The sequence below is a fragment of the Pseudomonas syringae group sp. 247E2 genome (assembly GCF_032587795.1).
Classification (GTDB): domain Bacteria; phylum Pseudomonadota; class Gammaproteobacteria; order Pseudomonadales; family Pseudomonadaceae; genus Aquipseudomonas; species Aquipseudomonas amygdali.
The window spans coordinates 66,267-88,643 of sequence record NZ_JAWHPK010000026.1 but is presented as its reverse complement, the minus strand read 5'-3'; the positions used below and the strand labels follow the sequence as shown (position 1 = coordinate 88,643).

General features: G+C 57.9%; 16 protein-coding genes. All 16 read left to right on the top strand.

The window, feature by feature from the left end; all coding sequences use genetic code 11:
- Positions 1-206: 206 nt before the first annotated feature.
- Positions 207-947, top strand: coding sequence for a flagellar basal body rod protein FlgF (locus RYC18_RS22505; RefSeq protein WP_004658719.1), 741 nt, complete (start codon positions 207-209; stop codon positions 945-947).
- 46 nt (positions 948-993) lie between these two features.
- On the top strand, positions 994-1,782 hold the full coding sequence (gene flgG, locus RYC18_RS22500) for a flagellar basal-body rod protein FlgG (RefSeq protein ID WP_002554310.1): 789 nt from the start codon (positions 994-996) through the stop codon (positions 1,780-1,782).
- Between the two features lie 84 nt (positions 1,783-1,866).
- Entirely contained in the window at positions 1,867-2,580 is a 714-nt protein-coding gene (flgH, locus tag RYC18_RS22495; RefSeq protein ID WP_316886866.1) for a flagellar basal body L-ring protein FlgH, read from the top strand.
- A 13-nt stretch (positions 2,581-2,593) separates the two neighbouring features.
- Entirely contained in the window at positions 2,594-3,703 is a 1,110-nt protein-coding gene (locus RYC18_RS22490; RefSeq protein WP_003404340.1) for a flagellar basal body P-ring protein FlgI, read from the top strand.
- A 10-nt stretch (positions 3,704-3,713) separates the two neighbouring features.
- The gene (gene flgJ / locus RYC18_RS22485; RefSeq protein ID WP_005754767.1) at positions 3,714-4,958 is read left to right on the top strand and encodes a flagellar assembly peptidoglycan hydrolase FlgJ; all 1,245 of its coding nucleotides are present in this window, start codon (positions 3,714-3,716) and stop codon (positions 4,956-4,958) included.
- Between the two features lie 11 nt (positions 4,959-4,969).
- A complete protein-coding gene (flgK, locus tag RYC18_RS22480; RefSeq protein ID WP_005744568.1) occupies positions 4,970-7,030 on the top strand; it encodes a flagellar hook-associated protein FlgK in 2,061 nt (686 codons plus the stop codon).
- Positions 7,031-7,043: 13 nt separating this feature from the next.
- Positions 7,044-8,636: a flagellar hook-associated protein 3 gene (locus RYC18_RS22475; RefSeq protein ID WP_002554305.1), complete on the top strand. Its 1,593-nt coding sequence runs from the start codon at positions 7,044-7,046 to the stop codon at positions 8,634-8,636.
- Between the two features lie 88 nt (positions 8,637-8,724).
- Positions 8,725-12,300, top strand: coding sequence for a glycosyltransferase (locus RYC18_RS22470; RefSeq protein ID WP_046832747.1), 3,576 nt, complete (start codon positions 8,725-8,727; stop codon positions 12,298-12,300).
- A 141-nt stretch (positions 12,301-12,441) separates the two neighbouring features.
- Entirely contained in the window at positions 12,442-15,348 is a 2,907-nt protein-coding gene (locus RYC18_RS22465) for a glycosyltransferase (RefSeq protein ID WP_046832746.1), read from the top strand.
- A gap of 285 nt (positions 15,349-15,633) precedes the next feature.
- Complete coding sequence (locus RYC18_RS22460; protein ID WP_002554302.1) at positions 15,634-16,560, top strand: ketoacyl-ACP synthase III; 927 nt, start codon at positions 15,634-15,636, stop codon at positions 16,558-16,560.
- A gap of 328 nt (positions 16,561-16,888) precedes the next feature.
- Positions 16,889-17,737: a flagellin domain-containing protein gene (locus RYC18_RS22455; RefSeq protein ID WP_002554301.1), complete on the top strand. Its 849-nt coding sequence runs from the start codon at positions 16,889-16,891 to the stop codon at positions 17,735-17,737.
- A gap of 72 nt (positions 17,738-17,809) precedes the next feature.
- Positions 17,810-18,202 carry a flagellar protein FlaG gene (locus RYC18_RS22450; protein WP_002554300.1) on the top strand — a complete coding sequence of 131 codons (393 nt, stop codon included), beginning with the start codon at positions 17,810-17,812 and terminating at the stop codon, positions 18,200-18,202.
- A gap of 82 nt (positions 18,203-18,284) precedes the next feature.
- On the top strand, positions 18,285-19,763 hold the full coding sequence (gene fliD, locus RYC18_RS22445; RefSeq protein ID WP_004664447.1) for a flagellar filament capping protein FliD: 1,479 nt from the start codon (positions 18,285-18,287) through the stop codon (positions 19,761-19,763).
- Between the two features lie 125 nt (positions 19,764-19,888).
- Positions 19,889-20,287: a flagellar export chaperone FliS gene (gene fliS, locus RYC18_RS22440; protein ID WP_002554298.1), complete on the top strand. Its 399-nt coding sequence runs from the start codon at positions 19,889-19,891 to the stop codon at positions 20,285-20,287.
- Between the two features lie 26 nt (positions 20,288-20,313).
- Positions 20,314-20,610: a flagellar protein FliT gene (fliT, locus tag RYC18_RS22435; protein WP_002554297.1), complete on the top strand. Its 297-nt coding sequence runs from the start codon at positions 20,314-20,316 to the stop codon at positions 20,608-20,610.
- 177 nt (positions 20,611-20,787) lie between these two features.
- Positions 20,788-22,263 carry a transcriptional regulator FleQ gene (fleQ, locus tag RYC18_RS22430; RefSeq protein ID WP_004664450.1) on the top strand — a complete coding sequence of 492 codons (1,476 nt, stop codon included), beginning with the start codon at positions 20,788-20,790 and terminating at the stop codon, positions 22,261-22,263.
- Positions 22,264-22,377 lie beyond the last annotated feature (114 nt).

Sequence of the window (22,377 nt, the reverse complement as noted above, 5' to 3'; positions counted from 1 at the left end):
TTTTTGGCGGTGCTCGCTGCTTGATGATCGGCAGGCGGCAGTCCTCCGCCGCTATTGGGTGGCGCTTTGCCCGAAGGGCCTCATCGAATGCCGGTTTTTGCTGGTTAATCAGGCGTTTGTATCGAGCCTGACAAGTTGGTTCAAAAATTGCTTTAACCCTTTCAGAACAGCTACAGGCGGCAAGCGTCTGTCGGAGGAGGAAGACTGTGGACAAGTTGCTTTACGTCGCAATGAGCGGTGCATCCGAAAACGCGATCGCGCAGAAGGCTCACGCCAACAACCTGGCAAACGTATCAACCAACGGTTTCATGCGTGACCTTGAACAGGCCCGCTCGATGCCGGTGTTTGGCGAGGTCATGCCGTCGCGTGCCTATGCGATGAGCGAACGTCCGGGGACCGACTTTTCCGCCGGTGCCATGGTCGAGACCGGCCGTGAACTGGACATCGCCGTCAAAGGTGATGGCTGGATTGCAGTGCAGACCCCCGATGGTGGCGAAGCCTACACCCGCAGCTCCGGCATGAACATCGATGCTCTGGGTGTGTTGCGCGACGGCAGCGGTTTGCCGGTAATGGGCAATGGCGGTCCGATTGCCGTGCCGCCTCAGCAGCAGATCGAGATCGGTGCCGACGGCACAATCAGCATTCGCTCACTGGGCGAAAGCCCACAGGTGATGGCGCAGGTCGACCGTATCAAGCTGGTCAAGCCTGACCTCAAGACCATGGAAAAAGGCCCCGATGGCCTGATCCACACCAAGACCGGTCGGCCTGCCGACGCAGATGCCACCGTTCAGGTCGAGTCCGGCTTTCTGCAGGCGAGCAACGTCAATGCGGTCGAGGAAATGACCTCGGTACTGGCCTTGTCCCGTCAATTCGAATTGCACGTCAAGATGATGAAGACCGCCGAAGAAGACGATCAGTCGATGGCTCGCGTCTTGCAACTTGGCTAATCAATGACAGCTTGCGCCGACAAACCGGCGCTTGAGGAGAACACACATGCTTCCTGCACTATACGTCGCTAAAACCGGTCTTGCCGCTCAGGACACCAACCTGACCACCATCTCCAACAACCTGGCGAACGTTTCGACCACAGGTTTCAAGAGTGACCGTGCCGAGTTTCAGGACCTGCTGTACCAGATCAAACGCCAGCCGGGTGCCCAGTCCACTCAGGACAGCGAGCTGCCATCCGGTCTGCAATTGGGTACCGGTGTGCGCATTGTCGGTACGCAGAAGAACTTCACAGCCGGTAGCCTGCAGACCACCAACAACCCGCTGGACCTAGCGGTCAACGGTCGTGGTTTCTTTCAGGTGACCCAGCCGGACGGCACTGTTGCCTACAGCCGCGACGGTACTTTTCACCTGGACGCCAACGGCCAGATCGTGACTGCCAACGGCTACGCTCTTGAGCCTGCGATTGTCGTTCCACAGAACGCCCAGACCTTCACTGTCGGTCAGGACGGTACTGTTTCCGTCACCCTGGCCGGTGCAACCGCCACACCGCAGATCATCGGCAACATCCAGACCGCTGACTTCATCAACCCGGCCGGTCTGCAGGCCATTGGCGGCAACCTTTATCTGGAAACCGGTTCAAGCGGCGCGCCGCAGATCGGCACGCCTGGCCTCAACGGCCTGGGGCCGACCCTGCAGAACACCCTGGAAAACTCCAACGTCAGCACAGTTGAAGAACTGGTCAACATGATCACCACCCAGCGTGCTTACGAGATGAACTCCAAAGTGATCTCGACCGCCGACCAGATGCTGCAGAACCTGACTCAGAACCTGTAAGTATTTGATGTTGTTGCTCGTAAAACTGCTCAATCCGATAGGGCGCCTGATAAGCGCCTGTTACACCGCGAGGTTTCAAGTGTCATGAGCCGCATTAGTGTTCCGCGTTTTTCAGTGTTGATCGCTTCATTGTGCGGGATCACCCTGCTGTCTGGCTGTGTTGCGCCGACGGCCAAGCCCAATGACCCTTATTACGCTCCGGTGTTGCCGCGTACACCCATGTCGGCCGCTGCCAACAATGGTGCCATCTATCAGGCCGGTTTCGAGCAGAACCTGTACGGCGACCGCAAGGCTTTCCGTATCGGCGACATCATCACCATCACGCTTTCCGAGCGTATGGCAGCCAGCAAGGCGGCCACTTCGGCGATGACCAAGGACAGCACCAACAGTATTGGTCTTACCTCGCTGTTCGGTTCGGGCCTGACCACCAACAACCCGATTGGTGGCAATGACTTGAGCCTCAACGCAGGCTACAACGGCGCTCGTACTACCAAGGGCGATGGCAAGGCCGCACAGAGCAACAGCCTGACCGGTTCGGTCACTGTGACTGTGGCGGATGTTTTGCCCAACGGCATTCTTGCGGTGCGTGGCGAGAAGTGGATGACCCTCAATACCGGTGACGAGCTGGTGCGGATTGCCGGGCTGGTTCGGGCCGATGACATCGCCACCGACAACACCGTGTCGTCCACCCGTATTGCCGATGCACGTATTACCTATTCGGGGACTGGAGCCTTTGCCGATACCAGCCAGCCAGGCTGGTTCGACCGGTTCTTCCTCAGCCCGTTGTTCCCTTTCTGATAGCGGGATAAACATGATCAAGCTCAAGCAACTGATAGCGGCGACCTTGTTGTTGTCCACAGCGTTCGGCGTTCACGCCGAGCGTTTGAAGGACATCGCAAGCATCTCCGGCGTGCGGGCCAACCAGTTGATCGGTTACGGTCTGGTCGTGGGTCTCAATGGTACGGGCGACCAGACCACCCAGACCCCGTTCACCCTGCAGACGTTCAATAACATGCTGTCGCAGTTCGGCATCAAGGTGCCGTCCGGTTCCGGCACTGTGCAGTTGAAAAACGTTGCAGCAGTTGCTGTGTACGCGGATCTGCCAGCGTTCGCCAAGCCGGGTCAGACGGTCGATATCACCGTTTCCTCGATCGGTAACTCCAAGAGCCTGCGCGGTGGTGCGCTGTTGATGACGCCGATGAAGGGTGTCGATGGCAATGTCTACGCCATCGCACAGGGCAACCTGGTGGTCGGCGGTTTTGACGCGGAAGGCCGTGACGGTTCGAAAATCACTGTCAACGTTCCGTCGTCGGGCCGTATTCCCGGTGGTGCGTCGGTCGAGCGCTCGGTGCCGAGCGGCTTCAATCAGGGTAATACCCTGACTCTTAACCTGAACCGGTCCGACTTCACCACTGCCAAGCGGATTGTGGACAAGATCAATGAGCTGCTTGGTCCTGGTGTTGCTCAGGCGCTGGACGGTGGCTCGGTACGTGTGACCGCGCCGCTTGATCCGGGCCAGCGTGTCGACTACCTGTCGATTCTGGAAAACCTGGAAGTCGATCCGGGCCAGACCGCTGCCAAGGTCATCATCAATTCGCGGACCGGCACTATCGTGATCGGTCAGAACGTCAAGGTTTCGCCCGCTGCGGTAACGCACGGCAGCCTGACCGTGACCATTACCGAAGACCCGATTGTCAGCCAGCCGGGCGCATTGTCCGGTGGTCAGACGGCGGTCGTGCCGCGTTCGCGGGTCAATGCCCAGCAGGAGCTACACCCGATGTTCAAGTTCGGTCCAGGCACCACGCTGGATGAGATTGTTCGTGCGGTCAATCAGGTGGGCGCTGCGCCCGGTGACCTGATGGCCATTCTCGAAGCCCTTAAGCAGGCCGGCGCGTTGCAAGCCGACCTGATCGTCATCTGAGGACTCGATTATGGACATGCCCAAGAGCGGAATTTCGTCGGCGGTCGATTCGGGTGCCTACACCGACGTCAACCGTCTGGCGTCGCTGAAGCACGGCGACAAGGACAGTGTGGAAAACCAGAAGAAGGTGGCCCGCGAGTTCGAGTCGCTGTTCGTCAGCCAGATGCTCAAGGCCATGCGCTCGGCCAACGAAGTGCTGGCCAAGGACAACCCGATGAACACCCCGGCGACGCGCCAGTATCAGGACATGTATGACCAGCAATTGGCGGTCACCCTGTCCACCCGTGGCAACGGCATCGGTTTGCAGGACGTGTTGATGCGTCAACTGTCCAAGGACAAGGGTATTCAGCACGCAGCACCGACCGATACGACGGCCACGCCTGCAACGACCACCGATGCAACCCCGGCCAAAACCGGACTGGCGACCAGTGTCTATCAGCGTCCGCTGTGGGCCACGCGCTCGGCGGCGGCAGATCAGGCGGCTGCGGCAGTTTCGGCATCTGGTGATGGGCGCAATGACATGGCGGCGCTCAACTCGCGTCGTCTGTCGTTGCCAACCAAACTCACCGACCGATTGCTGGCCGGCATCGTGCCTTCCGCTACAGCCGCCGTCAGCAATAGCCCGGTGCCTGCTCGCGCAACGGCCAGCAGCAACGGCAACAACGGCGACTGGACGCTCGACCCCAACCTGGCGCCCGCGCCTGAGTACGTGCGTTCCATGGCCCAGCCACCGCTGGCACCGGCCAAGCGCGCATTCAGCAACGCCGATCAGTTTGTCGAGACCATGCTGCCGCTGGCCAAGGAAGCAGCCGCACGCATCGGCGTCGATCCAGTGATGCTGGTGGCGCAGGCTGCGCTGGAAACCGGCTGGGGCAAGTCGATCATGCGTCAGCAGGATGGCAGCAGCAGTCACAACCTGTTCGGTATCAAGGCAGCGGGTAGCTGGAAAGGCGCTGAAGCGCGCGCCATTACCAGCGAGTTCCGTGACGGCAAGATGGTCAAGGAAACCGCGGATTTCCGTTCCTACGATTCCTACGCCGACAGCTTCCATGACCTGGTCAGCCTGCTGCAGAACAACAATCGGTATAAAGAAGTGGTCAATTCGGCCGATAAACCGGAACAGTTTGTAAAAGAATTGCAGAAGGCCGGTTACGCCACTGACCCGGACTATGCCAGCAAGATTTCGCAGATCGCGAAGCAGATGAAGAGTTACCAGACTTACGCTGCTGCATCGGGCTCTTCCACGACTTTATAAGGTTTTGAATCATGTCGCTGATTTCAATTGGGCTCTCAGGTATCAATGCCAGCAGTGCCGCGATCAACACCATCGGTAACAACACGGCCAACGTGGATACCGCCGGTTACTCGCGTCAGCAGGTAATGACCACGGCTTCGGCACAGATCAATATCGGCCTGGGTGTCGGTTACATAGGCACCGGTACGACGCTGTCCGACGTGCGTCGTATCTACAACAGCTACCTTGATGCCCAATTGCAAACCAGTACTGCCCTGAGCGCCGACGCGGTTGCGTACTCCGGCCAGGCCAGCAAGACCGATACGCTGCTGTCCGATAGCGCGACTGGCGTGTCCACGCAGCTGGCTGACTTTTTCACCAAGATGCAGGGTATTGCCACCAACGCTACTCAGTCGTCGGACCGTTCGGCATTTCTGACTCAGGCTTCTGCGTTGAGCTCACGCTTCAATTCGGTCGCTTCACAGTTGTCGTCGCAGAATGACAACGTCAATGCCCAGCTCACCACCTTCACCAAACAGGTCAACGAGCTGACCACGACCCTGGCAAGCCTGAACAAGCAGATCACTCAGGCAGGGGCTGGTAACACTACGCCCAACTCGCTGCTCGATTCGCGCAATGAGACTGTGCGCCAGCTCAACGGGCTGGTGGGTGTCAAAGTAATCGAGAACAACGGCAACTACGATATCTACACCGGCACCGGCCAATCGCTGGTCAGCGGTGGCACGTCGTACACCATGTCGGCGACCCCGAGCCCTGCCGATCCTCTGCAGTACAACGTACAAATCGCTTACGGCCAGACCAAGACTGACGTCACCTCGGTGATCAGCGGTGGCTCGATTGGCGGTCTGCTGCGCTATCGCTCGGACGTGCTGGTGCCTGCGACCAATGAGCTTGGCCGTGCCGCGATGGTGCTGGCCGATCAGGTCAACAGCCAGATGAGCCAGGGCATCGACAGCAAAGGCAACTTCGGTTCGAGCCTGTATTCCAACATCAACAGTGCCGACGCCATTTCGCAGCGCAGTACCGGCAAGACCACCAACAGTGCCGGTTCCGGCAACCTGGACGTGACCATTGGCGATACCAGCAAACTGACCGCCGACGATTATGAAGTCACCTTCAGCGACGCCTCCAACTTCACGGTTCGTCGCCTGCCCAACGGCGAAAGCGTCGGCACCGGTGCGCTGACTGACAACCCGCCTAAACAGTTCGATGGCTTCAGTGTCAGCCTCAATGGCAATGCGCTGGCTGCTGGCGACGTTTTCAAGGTCACTCCGACACGCAACGGCGCCTCGGGTATCTCGGTGGTGTTGACCGATCCCAAGGACATTGCAGCCGCCGCGCCATTGACCGCTACTGCCGGGGCCAGCAACTCGGGTACAGGTGGCTTCACGCAGCCCGTGCTCAATACCAAATCGGACATCTATAACAGCGTTCAGACGTCTGACCTGCGTAACGCGATCAAAGACTCCGCGCCGATGAAGCTGGTGATGGGCGCGGTCAGCAGTACCGGTGTGCAGAGCTACACGCTGATCAATGCCAGTGGTGCGCCCGTGCTCGACCAGAATGGCAGCGCGGTAAGTGGCACGATCATTCAGGGCCAGAGCAACGCCATAAAGCTGAGCATCGGTTACACCGACAACACCACCACGCCAGCCGGCAAGACGGCATTCGAAGTGCAGATGACCCTCTCCGGTTCGCCGTTGGTCAATGACACGTTCAGCATCGGCCTGACGGGTGCCGGCTCTTCGGACAACCGCAACGCGCTGGCAGTAGTAGGGTTGCAGACGGCCAAGACTGTCGGCGTCACCAACGGCGGCGTGGGCACCAGCCTGTCCGGCGCTTACGCCGATCTGGTCTCGGTGGTCGGTACGCTGGCAGGGCAGGGCAAGAGCGATGTCACCGCCAGCGCTGCCGTCGTTGCACAGGCCAAATCGGCGCGTGATTCGGTCTCCGGCGTGTCGCTTGATGAAGAAGCGGCCAACCTGATCAAGTATCAGCAGTACTACACCGCCTCTTCGCAGATCATCAAGGCGGCCCAAACCATTTTCAGCACGCTGATCAACAGCCTTTAAGGAGTCGTGAACCATGCGGATCTCAACTACCCAGTTCTACGAATCCACCAACACCAACTATCAGCGTACTTATTCGAATGTGCTCAAGACCAGTGAAGAGGTCTCCAGCGGCATCAAACTCAATACCGCCAGCGATGATCCGGTAGGCGCTGCACGTGTCCTGCAACTGGCTCAGCAGAACTCCATGCTGACCCAGTACGCGTCGAACATCGGCACGATCAATACCAACATCGTCAATTCCGAGACCGCGCTGACCAGCATCGTTGATACGATGCAGACAGCCCGTGAAGTGATCGTGTCGGCAGGCAACGGTGCCTACACCGATTCCGACCGCCTGGCCAAGGCCGCTGAACTCAAGCAGTATCAGAGCCAGCTTCTCGGCTTGATGAACAGCCAGGACTCCAACGGCCAGTATATTTTTGCCGGGTCCAAGTCTTCGGCTCCGCCGTACGCGCAGAATGCCGATGGCACTTACAGCTATAGCGGGGACCAGACCAGCGTCAATCTGGCGATTGGTGATGGCCTGGTTTTACCGAGCAACACCACAGGCTATGAAGCGTTCGAGCAAGCCGTCAACACTACCCGTACGTCCTCGACCCTGCTTTCGCCTGCGACCGACGACGGCAAGGTTGGCCTGACTGGCGGTCAGGTGACGTCCACCAGCGCCTACAACTCGGGCTATCAGGCTGGCGAACCGTACACCATGACGTTCCTCAGTGGCACGCAGTTCAAGATTACCGATGCCAGTGGCACCGATGTCACGACCGATGCGTCAACTGCCGGTAAATTCAGCTATGGCTCGTTCGCTGATCAGACCTTCACCTTCCGCGGTGTCGAGCTGACCATGAACATCAACCTGTCAGCTGCCGAATCTGCCACGCCTGCAACGGCCGCTACTGCACTGACCAATCGCAGCTATGAACTGGCCTCGACGCCGGACACGGTCTCGGCCTCGCGCAGCCCGGGTAACACGTCGGCCGCTACTATCAGCAGTTCGGCAGTAGGCAACACAACGGCTGACCGCACGGCGTTCAACAACACCTTTCCGCCCAATGGTGCGATTCTCAAGTTCACCAGTGCCACTGCCTACGACCTGTATGCGTCGCCCGTCACCAGCAGCAGCAAGCCGGTGTCGAGTGGCACGTTGACCGGTTCAACGGCCAATGCGTCGGGCGTCAATTTTACGGTCAGCGGTACGCCAGCAGCCGGTGACCAGTTTGTCGTGGAGTCCGGCACGCACCAGACCGAGAACATCCTCAATACGCTGACCGCAGCGATCAAGGCATTGTCGACACCCACTGACGGCAATCTGGTTGCCTCGCAAAAGCTTGATGCCGCATTGGGCTCGGCGCTTGGCAACATTGCCAGCAGCATCGACCAGGCGTCCACAGCGCGCTCCGCCGGCGGCGCACGGCAATTGGCGGCGACGGCGCAGGGCACGACCAACGATTTGCTCAAGGGTAACAACACAGTTGAGCAAGGCACTTACGTCAACGCCGATATCGTTGAGGCCACCACCCGATTGACGTTGCAGAAGACTATGCTGGATGCCTCTCAGCAGGTATTTGTCCAGTTGTCCAAGCTGAACCTGTTCAGCCAGCTGTAACCTTGGCATTGAGCATCCGCCGTCTTTATTTCAGCGGTGAGGGAGGTTACTTGACCGGTAACTTCCCGCCGCTCGCGAGTCTGCAATAGTGAATTCAGTCCCCCTCGTCAGTATCGTCATTCCTGCCCTCAATCCCCGGTTCTTCCGCGCCGCGCTACAAAGTGCCTTGAATCAGGTTTACGACAACCTGGAAATCATTGTCTGCGACGATTGCCGCACCGATGAAATCAAGGCCGTTTTCGACGAACTGGTGCCTGCATCCAGCAACCTTGCGCGTTACGTGCGCAACCCGCAGCGGCTGGGGTTCCAGGCCAATCTGCTGAAGTGCCTTGAAGAATCGCGCGGCGAATACATCAAGTTTCTGTGTGACGACGACCGCCTCTTTCCGTACTTCATCGCTAATCAGGCAGGCGCCCTGGATGCCTATGAAGACGTGAGTCTGGTCGTTGGCCGACGACATCTGGTCGACATCGATGACTATGTATTGCCACCCCGTCTGGAAAACGTCGGGCTTGTGCCCTATGACGCCGTGTTCAAAGGCGAGGACATGCTGGCGATTTTCGAGCGTACGCCACGCAATTATCTGGGTGGGTTCAGTGCTGCTCTGATGCGCCGGGCCGATGTTATGGAGTACCTGCCTTCGATTGCCCAGTCGGGACAGGGTTTTATCGCACTGCTGGATTTTGCCCTGTTCATATGCCTGTTGCGCCGTGGCAACCTGGTGGCGCTGCATACTATTCAAAACGTCGAGCGCCGGCACCCGGATCGTTTCAGCGGCCAGCCCGACGTGATTCAAAAGGCCTCCACTGAATGGGGCTGGCTGAGCGAAATGCTCAAGGCACGTAGCGGTGAGCAGGCCCCGGCCCAGGGCTGGGTGCGCTTTTTGCCCTTGCGAAAGGCGCTGGAGCAGCCCCGCGAGTGGGACGAGGTCGGCCTTTACGGGATAATGGCCAGTCGTCAGGGTGTCATGCACAGCAGGGTGGGCAGCAAGAGCGAAACCTACGCCGAGCTCTACACCGAATGGCTGTCGTGTCGGCAATTTACCGCCCCGCAGAGAAAACTGATCGAGAAACGCATCGGACACTGGACGTGGCAGCCGCGCATCGTTCCGGTGGTCGTTGACCTGTTTGGCGATGCCGAAGGGCTGGATATCACCCTGCGCAGCATTGCCGAGCAGGATTACGCCGCTGACTCAGTGGTTGTGTTGACCAATGCCGATGTTGACGATCCGCAGGTGCTGCGTTTCTCGTTGCAGCCGGATTGGGCGCGCCAACTAAATGAAGTGCTGCCGCTGCTGGAGAACGCCGATTGGGTTTATCTGCTGCGTGCCGGGGACCGGCTGACTCAGCCGTCATTGCTGGTGCTGGCAGAGCGAGTCGCGCAAAGCGAGGGCCTGTTGTGCGTTTACAGCGACGAAGGCGCGCTGGTCGATGGGAAATCCAGCGAGCCGATCTTCAAGCCTGATTTCAACCTGGACCTGATGCGGGCCTATCCTTACGTTGGCCGCACGCTGGCGTTCCAGCGCCGCAATCTGCTGGACACAGGCGGCTTCGACCCTGTGCACGGCGAACTGGCACCGCACGATTTCATCTGGCGTCTGGTGGAAGGCGTCGGGCCTCAGGCTGTCGAACACATCGCCGAGGTTCAGGTTGAATCGACCCTGACCTACGCTGAATGGCTTTCGCTGCCTCAGGTGATCGAACACAGCGAGTCGGTCGTATCGGCCCATCTTTCGCGCATTGGCCGAGAGCACGTCATCCACCATGATCAGCTGCCACTGCTGAACCGGATCGAGTACCGGCATGCTACAAGCCCGCTTGTATCGGTGATCATTACCACCCGGGATCAACTGGCAGCACTGGAGCGCTGTGTAGAAAGCCTGCTCAGCAACACGACTTACCCTTATTTTGAAGTGCTGATCGTCGACAACGCCAGCGAGAGCGCCGATACCCGCGCCTGGTTTGCCGCGATGAGTGAGCTGGGCAGCGACAAGCTGCGCATTTATGCGCTGACCGAGCCCGGCAGCGAAGCCAGCGCCCAGAACCTCGCCGCCCGGCACGCCAACGGCGATTATCTGCTTATGCTCAGCCCGCATGCCGTGCTGCATCAGGCTGACTGGCTGCAAGGCCTTCTCAACCATGCTCAGCGCCCCGAAGTCGGTATCGTCGGTCCACGAATCCTCACCCCTCAGGGCAATATTCTCTATGCAGGGATGGTGATGGGCATGGACGGGCTGGCGGGTCGGCCCTTCATCAATTATCCGACAGGCTCAAGCAGCTACATGCAGCGCTTGCAGTTGACACAGAACTGGAGCGCGGTCAGTGGCAATTGCCTGATGGTCCGCAAGGAAGTGTTCGACCACGCAGGCGGCATGGAAGCAGCAACCTTCACTCAGGGGCTGCAGGATCTGGACCTGTGCATGCGGGTCGGGCGTGACGGCTACCTGATTGTCGGCACACCCGATTCGTCTCTGGTATTGGCCGAGCCTGCCGCCGCCGAGCGCTCTGAAACGTCTCGTCAGGCGCTGGATAAAGAGCAGCAATCGTTCTTTGAAAAATGGCTGCCGAAAATGGCTCGGGACCCGGCCTATAACCCCAGTCTTCAGCTCAATGAAGTGCAGGCGTTCGATCTTGACCCAGGTCTGCAAATGGGCTGGGAACCGTTCTGCACCCGCCATCTGCCTTCGATTCTGGGCATGCTGGTCAACTCGTCGGCGGTAGGCCACTACCGTGTCAGCCAACCCTTGCTTGAGTTGATGGCAGCCGGGCGAGTGGTAGGCCGAATGTCCTATGAGTCGACTACGCCCGTCGAGATCGAGCGCCAGCGTCCGGATGTCATCGTCTTTCAAGGACGTTATTCCGAACCCAAGATCAAGGATATCGTTCTGGCCAAGAATTACTCCAGTGCCATGCGCATTTTTGAACTGGATGACTACATCATCGATGTGCCCGAGCGCAACGAGCACAGGCGCAGCATGCCCGACAACATTGCCGAGATGCTGCGCAAGGGCATAGGCCTGTGCGACCGAGTGGTGGTGTCTACCCAGCCACTGGCTCAGGTGCTGTCGAGCATGCACAGCGATATTCGTGTCGTACCGAACATGTTGGCGACGCACTTGTGGAGCAGCCTCAAAAGCCAGCGTCGCACCTCCGGCAAGCCGCGCATCGGCTGGGGCGGCGGGACCAGTCATCGGGGCGACCTGGAATTGATTGTCGATGTCGTGCGTGAACTGGCCGATGAGGTCGAGTGGGTGTTCTTCGGCATGTGCCCGGACTTGCTCAAGCCTTACATTCATGAGTATCACACAGCTGTAAGCCTGCAAACCTACCCGGCCAAACTGGCCAGCCTGAACCTTGATCTGGCCCTGGCACCGCTGGAATTTCATATCTTCAATGACTGCAAGAGCAATCTGCGGCTGCTGGAGTACGGTGCGTGCGGCTACCCGGTCATCTGTTCGGACACCGAGGCGTACCGGGGCCATTTGCCGGCTACGCGGGTCTACACCAACAGCTCCGAAGAATGGTTGCAGGCGATTCGCATGCACCTGTCAGACCCCAATGCGAGCTATCGTATGGGCGACGAATTGCGCGAAACCGTCTTGCGCGATTTCATGTTGCGTGGAGAAAACCTGCAATATTGGGCTAACGGCTGGTTGCCCGACTGACCCGACCTGTTTAATGCGCTCCAGTCACTGATGGCTGGAGCTGTGTTGTTTGCTCTTGCGTTGACCGGGTCTTTTGGTTATCAGGGTTTCTTCTGGTCACCAGGATTAGAGACGCGATCGGCACGCTATCAAGGAAAGCTCATGCAAAGCCATTCTGGAAATGAAACCACCCCGTTGAGCCAGCGTTTGACCCTGCTGTTGCTCGCCGAGAATCAGCCGGATTTCCTGCGTCGTGCGCTGAAGTACTACAGCAGTTATCCGTGCAATGTGATTGTGGTCGATGCCTCGCCTGCGCCAGACGCGCAGGTTGCGGAGCGTGCCGGGCTGCAGTACATCCACAACGCCGCCCTCAGTGAAACCAGGCTCAGCGCCAGAATTGCAGAAGGCCTCAAGCAGGTGTCCACGCCCTTTGTGGTGTACGCGCAGGTCGACAGTTTCCTGCTGCCTGACGCACTGACCGAGGCCGTGAGTTTCCTTGAAAGCAACGAGCGTTACGGTGCTTGCCAGGGCTATAGCCTGGGTTACCAGGCTTACGTCGATCACGTGGATTATTTCCGCCGCGACCGCAAGGTTCATGAGGACTACGCGTCTGATCAGGCCGGCGAGCGGCTTCTGAGCTTCATGGGTCAGAGCGTGTCACTGCTCAACGCCGTGACCCGGACCGGGCTGGCGCGTCAGTGGTTCACGTCAGTGCCTGAGGGCACCGAGCGGCACTGGCAGGAAATCGGCCATATGGCCTTTCTGGTTGCGGCTGCTGCATTGCGCATCCTGCCCATTCCCTATGCGTTGCACGTCAACGCCGGCAAGGAGGCAGAGCATCGCTATGGCGCTGCCATTGCAGGCGCAGTCAAGCATATCGACCCCAAGGCCAAAGCCGAGCGCGAAACGCTTGCGCGCCTGGTTGTTTCGTCGCTCGGCAATAGCCGCGATCTGCAAGGTGAGCAGGGCGAGCACGCTGTACTGGCCGGCCTGGCAGCCATGGCTGAATGCCTCGAAACCCAGCCGTATCAGGGCGGCGAAAAAATCATCAGTTCAGCGTGGAACGTTGCCCTGACGCAGGCAGATGCGCAGTTCGAGCCTCGCCAGTTCGTTGAACTGCCGTTCTACAACCAGCCGTTGTTCGACGAACTGGCGCAAATCGAGTTTCTGATCCATCTCTTGCCGGCAGGGCAGGCGCAGATGGAAGGGCTGGAGTCCGTGCTGGTGAAGCAGGCCGAGCTGTTGCGTGTACAGAGCAATCCGGACGCCGAGTCGCTTTTGAGCCGTCTGTGGCAAGCCTATGCACACTACTCCTTCAGTCACAGCGTCGTGCAACGTCTGGCCGATGAGTTGGGCAAGTCCGAGGACGAGGACGACATCGAGCGCGCCGAGCGCATCGTTGCCTGGGGCCAGCGCCTGCAGTCTGATTCCGCTTTCGATAACAGCCAGCTGTTGCGTGGCATGCCTTCCGGCAAGTTGCTCGACTGGCTCGATGCGCGTGATCCGGCACCGGCACAACTGAAAAAGCTCACCACGCAGCTGACGCGTCGGCCAGCAGGTTCGCAAATCGGTATTTTGCTGCTTGATCTGGACGCCGACGTGTTCAAGCTGCAGGCAACCTTCGACAGCCTTATCAACAGCCATTATCGAGCGTTCAAGGTCGTGGTATTCACCACCGGTGATCTGCCGGCAACCACCAGCCTGAACGACACACTGCACTTCGTCAAAGTCACCGAAAGCAACTATGTCGACAAGATCAATCAGGTCGTCAAACAGGCTTCCAGCGATTGGCTGATGCTGGCGCAGGCGGGTGAAGAGTTCACCCGCAGCGGTCTGCTGCTGGCCAGCGCCGAGCTGATTGACGCCGGGCAGTGCCGAGCCGTTGCTGTGGATGAAATTCACCGTCAAGCCAACGGCACCCTGGCGCCGTTGTTCCGTCCGGGCTTCAACCTCGATCTGCTGCAAAGTGTGCCGACGCTGGCCGCTCGGCACTGGCTGATTCGCCGCGAACTGCTGGTCGAGGCGGGCGGCTATTCGCGAGAGTTTCCCAAGGCGCTGGAATTCGACCTGCTGCTGCGCCTGATCGAGCAAGGCGGCATGAGCGGTCTGGCGCATTTGAGCGAGCCGGTACTGATCTGCGATGCCCCCGAGCTTGAAGAGAATCAGGACGAGCAAAAGGCGCTGACGCGTCATCTGGGGCAGCGGGGTTATCAGGCTGAGGTCAGCTCGGCGTTGCCCGGCACCTACAAGATCGATTATCGCCATGCCCATCGGCCGGTGGTCTCGATTCTGCTGCACAGCCAGGACAATCTGCCGGAACTGCAACGTTGCCTGCACAGTATCCTGCAACGCACCCGCTATCAGCGCTATGAAGTGTTGATCGGTGATAACGCCAGCACCTCTGCCGAATTATCGACGTGGCTTGATCAGCAGCAGCAGCTGTCCAGCCGGGTACGCGTATTCCGCGCCGAGCAGCGTGTCAGCACGGCCGCCTTGCGCAATCTGGTCAGCCAGGAAGCCAGGGGCGAGTACCTGATTCTGCTGGATGCCGAAAGCCAGATCGTCAATGTCGGCTGGATCGAGTCGCTGCTCAACCAGGCACAACGTCCGGAAGTGGGCGTGGTCGGGGTCCGTCTGGTTGATCGTGAAGGAACCATTACTCAGGCAGGTCTTGTTCTGGGACTTAATGGCGGTGTCGGTTCCGGTTTCGTTGGCGAGCCAAAGACGTCGCGCGGTTATATGCAGCGGCTGGTGGTCGAGCAGAACTACTCCGCGGTGTCATCGGCCTGCCTGATGATTGCCAAAGCGTTGTACGACTCACTGGGCGGGCTGGACGAAGAGGCTTTTGCCGAGTCTCTGGGCGATGTCGACCTGTGCCTGAAGGCGGCGCAGGCGGGCTATCTGACGGTCTGGACCCCGCATGTTCAGGTGGTGCATTCAGGCGTGGTAAATGCTCCCCAACCAGCGCTTGGCGCGCTGGCCGGAAAGTGGGCGGCGCAGTTTGCCCAGGACGAAGCCTATAACGCCAATCTCGATCTCGACGGTAAGGGGTTCACACTGGCGGTTTAAGCTGCATGCATCACGCGATCCGGCTGTTTTACGGCCGGATCGTCGCCCTCCTGCTGCGGCAGCATTTTGTTTTTTCCCTCCGCCAATAATCGCAAAGCGTGCAAACCGGCGTGACCTGCGGGTCATAACGTGCATCTTCACTGTATTGTGTTACAGGGAGCGACACGCGCCTGGCTTGCTTTCACATGCCTTGCGCCCTGAAAATGTCTGCAATCACCCTTATTCGGTAGCGCCCTGATTCTGATCGGGACGAAAAATGACCTGTTTACTCATCGGGAAGCCATGATGATTGGCATTAAAAGCATAGCGAGTTACGTGCCCACTGCTGGCGTGGATAACTACGCTCAAGGTGCCAGTTTCGGCAAGGATGAAGATTTCATCCTCGGGAAAATCGGTTCCACGTTCCTGCCGCGTAAAGACGCTGGCCAGGAAACCTCGGACCTGTGCGTTGAAGCGGCCAATACCCTGTTTGCCAACAACCCGCAGCTCAAGCGCGAAAGTATTGACGTTTTGATCGTCGTCACCCAGAACGGTGACGAAGAGGGGCTGCCGCATACCGCAGCCATCGTTCAGGACAAGCTGGGTCTGTCGACCAATGTCGCTGCGTTCGACATTTCACTGGGCTGTTCTGGCTATGTCTATGGCATCTACGCGATCAAGGGGTTCATGGAGGCAGCAGGGCTGAAAAACGGCCTGCTTATAACCGCTGACCCGTATTCGAAAATCGTCGACCCGCAGGACCGCAACACCACCATGTTGTTTGGCGATGCAGCCACAGCAACCTGGATGGGCGAGGACGCTGCCTGGCAACTGGGCAAGGCAAAATTCGGCACCGATGGTTCGGGTGCGCCGCACTTGAAGGTCAGCAACGGCGTGTTTTTCATGAACGGTCGTCAGGTGTTCAATTTTGCGCTGCTGAAAGTACCGGCGCACCTGCACGAACTGTTGGGAGAGTCAGACCTGACGCCTGACGATATCGATGCATTCTGCATTCATCAGGGCAGCGCTGCTATTGTCGATGCCGTGGCACGCCGCTTTGAAGACAAACCCGAGAAATTTCTCAAGGACATGGTTGAAACGGGTAACACCGTGTCGTCGAGCATTCCATTGCTGATTGAAAAGCACGTACTCAACTCTTCGTGGCATCGAGTAGCACTGAGCGGTTTTGGCGTGGGGCTTTCCTGGGGTTCTGCGATTATCTATAAAGCCTGAATCGCCGCAGGCTAAAAACAGCGCCCGTGACTAGTTCACCGGGCGCTTTTTTTTGAATAATCGATTCTGGTCACGTTTTTGAACTTCTACAGTGGCCTGCTCTTTCTGGAACGTGAAGTTCAGACAACGGGTTTTCTCGCGTCATGTTGGTTTGGTTTCGTCTCAAACCCTTGTTTTATAAGGGGTACAGGCATGATGGCAAAATATTCAAAAAAAACACTCAAGCAACCTGCCATCGCGACGATAACTATTACGAAGGTTCTCTAGGCACACCCGGCGCTTGCAGGGGCCGGAAGCCACGTAGTACCAAACCAACGAGGAATTCATCATGGCTTTAACAGTAAACACCAACGTAGCATCGTTGAACGTCCAGAAGAACCTGGGTCGCGCTTCCGACGCACTTTCGACCTCGATGACTCGTCTGTCTTCCGGTCTGAAAATCAACAGCGCCAAAGATGACGCTGCCGGCCTGCAAATCGCTACCAAGATCACTTCGCAGATCCGTGGTCAGACAATGGCGATCAAAAACGCCAACGACGGTATGTCCCTGGCGCAGACCGCTGAAGGCGCGCTGCAAGAGTCGACCAACATTCTGCAGCGTATGCGTGAACTGGCTGTTCAGTCGCGAAACGACAGCAACAGCTCGACTGACCGTGACGCGCTGAACAAAGAATTCACCGCGATGAGTTCCGAGCTGACCCGTATCGCTCAAAGTACCAACCTGAACGGCAAGAACCTGCTCGACGGTTCCGCCAGCACCATGACTTTCCAGGTTGGCTCCAACTCGGGCGCTTCGAACCAGATCACTCTGACTCTGAGCGCAAGCTTCGACGCCAACACCCTGGGTGTCGGTTCGGCTGTGACCATCGCTGGTTCCGATAGCACCACTGCAGAGACCAACTTCTCTGCCGCTATCGCCGCCATCGACTCGGCTCTGCAGACCATCAACTCCACTCGTGCTGACCTCGGTGCTGCACAAAACCGTCTGACCAGCACCATCTCCAACCTGCAGAACATCAACGAAAACGCCAGTGCTGCACTGGGTCGCGTACAAGATACCGACTTCGCTGCTGAAACTGCACAGCTGACCAAGCAACAGACCCTGCAACAGGCTTCCACCTCTGTTCTGGCTCAGGCTAACCAGCTGCCATCCGCTGTACTGAAACTGCTTCAGTAATATCGGCATGAGTTTTAGCGGGGGAGTGCGTAATAGCGCTCTCTCGCTTTTTTACTTTCGGAGGTGATGGTCATGGATATGAGTGTAAAGCTGAACGTGTCTTATCCGGCCGCTCAACCGGCGAGTCAGGCGCCAGTGCCAGACAAGTCTGTTGACAAGCCTGCCGATACGCCGTCAGTCGAGCGTGTTGCCGCCACGGCGGAAAGTAAAGGCTCAGATCTGCACAAGGATGACTCCCACGACGAGGCGAAAGTCAAAGCCGCGGCAGAAGACATCCAGAAATTTTTTCACTCGGTGAAGCGCAATCTCGAGTTTTCGATTGATGAAGCTTCTGGCAAAGTGATCGTCAAGGTCATTGCCAGTGACTCGGGTGAAGTGGTAAGACAAATTCCCAATGCAGAAATCCTGAAACTGGCCGATAGCCTGAGTGATGCGAACAGCTTGTTGTTCCGCGCCAAGGCCTGATTGCCAGTACGGTATTTGTTGCCGTTTTGCGAGACCTGTGAAAAGGCGGTGAAACCGGCGACATTCTTGAAGGGAGAAGCAAATGGCTAGTCCAATTACATCTACAACAGGCCTGGGTTCGGGTCTGGCAATCACGGCCATCGTTGAAGGTCTTGTGGGTGCCGAGAAAGCGCCCAAGCAAAACCAGATCGACAAGCAGACCGCCGCTACAACCGCATCGTTGTCGGGTGTGAGTCAGCTGACGTCGGCACTGGCCGCGTTCCAGAAAACCCTGGATACCCTGGGTAGCTCAACGACGCCTGCGTTTCAGGGCTTTGCTGCGACATCTGCCAACGAGGCGGTGGTCAAGGCAACGGCCGGCAACACGGCCGTCAACGGTACTTACGCGATCGGTATCACCCAGCTGGCAACGCCTTCAAAGGTGGCCACAGCCGCGCTGAATTCCACGCAGGCGAGTGCTATTCCGAGTGGTACCCTGAAAATCACTCAGAATGGCACTGACTACAGTGTCGTGATCGACAAGACCTCGACGTTGCAGGAAGTGCGCGACAAGATCAACTCGTCGCTGCAGGGTAAAGGCATTACTGCCAACATCATCAACGACGACAATGGTGCCAGGCTGGTATTCAGCTCGACGACCACCGGCAAGGGCAGTGACATTTCGGTAGTGGGTGCTTCCGGTCAGGAAGCGCTGAATATCGATGGCACCAAGCTGATGAGCGATACCAGCACGGGGACCGATGCCAACGGCAAGGCGATTCCCGGTGCTGGCGCTATTACTGCGACCGCCAAGGATGCTGCTTTCACTGTTGACGGCCTGAGCCTGACCAGCAAGACGAATACAGTCAGTACAGCGATTTCCGGCCTGACCTTCGACTTGGTCGCGCCAACTGCTGCTGGAGCAACCACTACCGTTACGGTGGCCACCAACACCGATGGGTTGAAAGCGTCGCTGCAGTCCTTCGTGGACTCTTACAACACGCTGGCCACCCTGGTGACTTCCCTGACCAAGGGTTCGATCAGCGACAAGGGTGTTTACACGGCGGCCGCCCTTACTGGTGACGCTACGCCGCGCGCGCTGTTGGCGACTATCCGTGATCAGCTGGCGAGTGCCTCTTCAAGTGCCGGCCTCAGTGCTCTTTCGCAGTTGGGCATCAAAACCCAGCAGTCCAACGGTACGCTGTCACTGGACACTGCTACATTCACAGCAGCGCTGAACGATAAAAAACTGGGCAGTCAGATTCAGACGATGTTCACTGGTACGGGGGCAACAAATGCCGACGGTACGGTTGATGGCGGCCTGGTTTCGCGTATGACCAAGGCGCTTCTGCCCTACACAAAGTCTGACGGTGTTCTGGCCAGCAAGACGAGCAGTCTTAATAAAATACAGACTCGTATTGCCAGTGATCAGGACGCACTGGATCGTCGTATTACAAGCTTGACGGCGAGTTTGACCAAGAAATACAACGCGATGGACCTGGTTGTAGGGCAGCTCAAGGCGACCGCTACCAGCATCACGTCGATCTTCGAAGCGATGAACGCGCAGAAAAACGCTTCGTAAATTCGTTTTACAGAAGTATCAAGAACCCGACTCCGTGTCGGGTTTCTGCTTTTGGGCTAAAGTTTCTGCGCCATGCGTCGATAGCTTGAGTATCAGTATTATGGATTTGCGACGAGGTCCCCCTTATGAATCCGATGTTAGCGTTGCGGCAGTATCAGAAGATCGGCTCCCAGGCTCAGACCTCGGAAGCCAGTCCTCACCGTCTGGTTCAAATGTTGATGGAGGGTGGCCTCGACCGTATCGCTCAAGCCAAGGGTGCCATGGCACGCAAGGACGTCGCCAGCAAAGGCGTGTTCATCAGCAAGGCGATCGGCATCGTAGGTGGTCTGCGTGAAGGGCTTGACCTGGACAACGCCCCCAGCGAAGCGCTGGTCAGGCAGGACAGCCTTTATCACTACATGATGACGCGTCTGGCCGAAGCCAACGCACGCAACGATCAGAAGATGCTCGACGAGGTTGCCGGGCTGCTGATCACCGTCAAGGAAGGCTGGGATGCTATCGGTACCGCACAAGCACAACAATAAGTTGCTGCCCTGAGGAGAACAACAAGATGAGTGCTGCGCTCAAGCGTATCGAAGAAACCCGGGAAGCCCTGGTGGGGGCGCTTGCCGAACGCGACTGGGAGGCTATCGTCAAACTTGACCTGGCGTGTCGCGAATGTGTCGATGCGGTGGTCAGCGAAGCGCCTGCTGACGAACCGGCTCTGCGCAGCAATCTTGAGGAGTTGTTGGGGGTCTACAGGCAACTGATTGATGTTGCAACCGGGGAGCGTCAAGCAGTCGTCGATGAAATGACTCAAATCCAGAATGCGAAGAACGCGACGAAGGTATACCATCTGTTCGGTTAATGTTTAATTGTCATTTTTATTGTTCGACAAGAATTTCGCCATAAATTTGACTGTGTTCGTTTTTTTGACTTAACTAGTGATGTTTACTATTTTCTGGCGTCTCAAGGTTTATACAGCTGAGATGCCAAGCTGCCCCCCAATCATGGGCATTGAGTTGACTAGGGAAGTTGCTATTGCATGTGGCGTGAAATCAAGATTCTGCTAATCGATGACGATAGCCAGCGCCGCCGGGATCTGGCGGTTATCCTGAATTTTCTTGGCGAAGAAAACCTCTCCTGTTCAAGCCAGGACTGGCAGCAGGTTGTCGGCTCTCTGGCATCTCCGCGAGAAGTCCTTTGTGTGCTGGTCGGCAGCGTAAACGCGCCGGGCAGCCTTCAAGGGCTTCTTAAGACCATCGCAGCATGGGATGAGTTCCTTCCTGTGCTGCTTATGAGTGAAAATTCTTCTGTCGAGTTGCCGGAGGACCTGCGCAGGCGGGTTCTTTCCGCGCTTGAGATGCCGCCCAGCTACAGCAAGCTGCTCGACTCCCTGCACCGTGCCCAGGTCTATCGCGAGATGTACGACCAGGCCCGCGAGCGTGGACGTCATCGTGAGCCGAACCTGTTCCGCAGTCTGGTGGGAACCAGTCGCGCGATTCAGCATGTGCGGCAGATGATGCAGCAGGTCGCTGACACTGACGCCAGCGTTTTGATTCTCGGTGAGTCGGGGACTGGCAAGGAAGTGGTAGCGCGCAACCTGCACTATCACTCCAAGCGCCGCGATGCACCGTTTGTGCCGGTCAACTGCGGTGCCATTCCGGCCGAGCTGCTCGAAAGCGAGTTGTTCGGGCATGAGAAGGGCGCGTTTACCGGGGCAATCACCAGTCGTGCCGGCCGTTTCGAGCTTGCCAACGGCGGTACGCTGTTCCTTGATGAAATTGGTGACATGCCGCTGCCCATGCAGGTCAAGTTGCTGCGCGTGTTGCAGGAGCGCACTTTCGAGCGCGTGGGCAGCAACAAGACGCAGAGCATCGACGTGCGCATTATTGCCGCGACGCACAAGAATCTCGAAAACATGATCGAGCTTGGCAGCTTCCGCGAAGACCTTTATTACCGTCTCAATGTGTTCCCCATCGAGATGGCACCGTTGCGCGAGCGTGTTGAAGACATTCCGCTGTTGATGAACGAATTGATTTCGCGCATGGAGCATGAAAAGCGCGGCTCGATTCGTTTCAATTCCGCCGCCATCATGTCGCTGTGTCGTCATGCCTGGCCGGGCAACGTTCGCGAGCTGGCCAACCTGGTCGAGCGCATGGCGATCATGCACCCGTACGGCGTGATCGGCGTGGCCGAGCTGCCGAAGAAATTCCGCTATGTCGATGACGAAGACGAGCAGATGGTCGACAGCATGCGCAGCGATATCGAAGAGCGCGTCGCCATCAACAGCAATACGCCGAATTTCGCGTCGGGCGCAATGCTGCCGCCTGAAGGTCTGGACCTGAAAGACTATCTGGGTGGTCTGGAGCAGGGTCTGATTCAGCAGGCGCTCGACGACGCGAACGGTATTGTTGCCCGTGCTGCAGAGCGTTTACGGATTCGTCGCACCACGCTGGTCGAGAAGATGCGCAAGTACGGTATGAGCCGTCGCGAAGGTGATGAACAGGCAGATGATTGACGCCTGTCTGTAGCGCCAAAAATCAAGCCCCTGAATTTTCAGGGGTTTTTTTTCGGCACGAGGATTGCAAAGTCCCTCTCAACACACCGTTTACTGACGGTTCGCCACGAGAGA

Coding starts and splice junctions, on each gene's coding strand:
- flgG (WP_002554310.1), top strand. CDS start 994: ATGCTTCCTGCACTATACGTCGCTAAAACCGGTCTTGCCGCTCAGGAC.
- flgH (WP_316886866.1), top strand. CDS start 1,867: ATGAGCCGCATTAGTGTTCCGCGTTTTTCAGTGTTGATCGCTTCATTG.
- RYC18_RS22490 (WP_003404340.1), top strand. CDS start 2,594: ATGATCAAGCTCAAGCAACTGATAGCGGCGACCTTGTTGTTGTCCACA.
- flgJ (WP_005754767.1), top strand. CDS start 3,714: ATGGACATGCCCAAGAGCGGAATTTCGTCGGCGGTCGATTCGGGTGCC.
- flgK (WP_005744568.1), top strand. CDS start 4,970: ATGTCGCTGATTTCAATTGGGCTCTCAGGTATCAATGCCAGCAGTGCC.
- RYC18_RS22475 (WP_002554305.1), top strand. CDS start 7,044: ATGCGGATCTCAACTACCCAGTTCTACGAATCCACCAACACCAACTAT.
- RYC18_RS22465 (WP_046832746.1), top strand. CDS start 12,442: ATGCAAAGCCATTCTGGAAATGAAACCACCCCGTTGAGCCAGCGTTTG.
- RYC18_RS22460 (WP_002554302.1), top strand. CDS start 15,634: ATGATTGGCATTAAAAGCATAGCGAGTTACGTGCCCACTGCTGGCGTG.
- RYC18_RS22455 (WP_002554301.1), top strand. CDS start 16,889: ATGGCTTTAACAGTAAACACCAACGTAGCATCGTTGAACGTCCAGAAG.
- RYC18_RS22450 (WP_002554300.1), top strand. CDS start 17,810: ATGGATATGAGTGTAAAGCTGAACGTGTCTTATCCGGCCGCTCAACCG.
- fliD (WP_004664447.1), top strand. CDS start 18,285: ATGGCTAGTCCAATTACATCTACAACAGGCCTGGGTTCGGGTCTGGCA.
- fliS (WP_002554298.1), top strand. CDS start 19,889: ATGAATCCGATGTTAGCGTTGCGGCAGTATCAGAAGATCGGCTCCCAG.
- fliT (WP_002554297.1), top strand. CDS start 20,314: ATGAGTGCTGCGCTCAAGCGTATCGAAGAAACCCGGGAAGCCCTGGTG.
- fleQ (WP_004664450.1), top strand. CDS start 20,788: ATGTGGCGTGAAATCAAGATTCTGCTAATCGATGACGATAGCCAGCGC.